Source organism: Acinetobacter sp. YH12120 (genome assembly GCF_013418795.1).
GTDB classification, from domain to species: Bacteria; Pseudomonadota; Gammaproteobacteria; order Pseudomonadales; family Moraxellaceae; genus Acinetobacter; species Acinetobacter towneri.
Genome location: NZ_VPBI01000058.1, coordinates 1 through 1,124 on the forward strand (window position 1 = coordinate 1; position 1,124 = coordinate 1,124).

Genomic DNA, 1,124 nt, shown 5'->3' on the forward strand with positions numbered 1-1,124 from the left:
CAATACAAAAAATTTCTGTAAAATCGTACATGGTAGTTAGAGCCTTTGGGTTGTGTCGTAACTTTCTAAATGGCTCTAACTACCTTTTTTTCAAGGGCTTTTCTTATCCGTAATTCGGGTTAATATAGATGCAATGCAAATACAACACAGATGGATTGGTCAGCAAATGTTAAAACAAAGTGTGTTTACCATGGCAGCAATGCTTATCAGCTTCAATACGATGGCAGCCAACACCGTGGTAGAAATGACAACCAGCATGGGCAATATTGAAATCGAACTGTTTAATGACAAAGCCCCAGTTTCTGCAAAGAACTTTGAAAACTATGCCAAGTCAAACTTCTATAACGGTACGATCTTCCATCGTGTTATCCCAGGCTTTATGGTGCAAGGCGGTGGTATGGATGCCAATATGCAAGAAAAGCCAACCAAAGCGACCATTCGTAATGAATCAAGTAATGGATTGAAAAATACCCGTGGTACCTTGGCGATGGCACGTATGAATCATCCTGATTCTGCCAGCAGCCAATTCTTTATTAATGTGGTAGATAACGATTTCTTAAATCGAAGTCCACGTAACGCAGGCTATGCGGTATTTGGTCAAGTCACTAAAGGTATGGATGTTGTCGATAAAATTGTAAAAGTACCAACAGGCAACTATGGCATGCATCAAAATGTACCGAAACAAGCGGTAAAAATACTCAGTGTGAAAGTGAAAGAGGCTGCCCCAACAAAATAAGCGGATTTAGATTGCAAAAATATGAAAAACATATTTTTAATTTAAAATTATAGGGTTAGTGCGAGTTTTGTGTGTTTTTGAACCAAAATAGTGCGTAAAAATCCAACACTCGTGAAAACAAGCAGTTAAAAGCACTTGCACGTGTAGGAAATTGCCCTATAATGCACACATCCCGACGCGAAACAGCCTACGAACTTAGCTTACAGGGTTAAGTTGTTAGAAGTGTTTTGCGTTAAAATTTCTGCTGACGAGGCAGAAATTAAGATCATTAAGAGATTATGAAGAACAACTTGTGTGGATTTTTACTGATTGATTGATCGAACATATTTCATTGATTGATTTGTTTAAATTACTCGAAGTTTATTTGAGCGAAATTTAAGTCAGAAAA

1 protein-coding gene is annotated in these 1,124 nt (G+C 37.6%); it reads left to right on the plus strand.

Features of this window, described 5'->3' with window-relative positions; genetic code table 11:
* The first annotated feature begins 166 nt into the window (after positions 1-166).
* Positions 167-736 carry a peptidylprolyl isomerase A gene (locus FTU58_RS13970; RefSeq protein ID WP_004969822.1) on the plus strand — a complete coding sequence of 190 codons (570 nt, stop codon included), beginning with the start codon at positions 167-169 and terminating at the stop codon, positions 734-736.
* Positions 737-1,124: the final 388 nt, after the last annotated feature.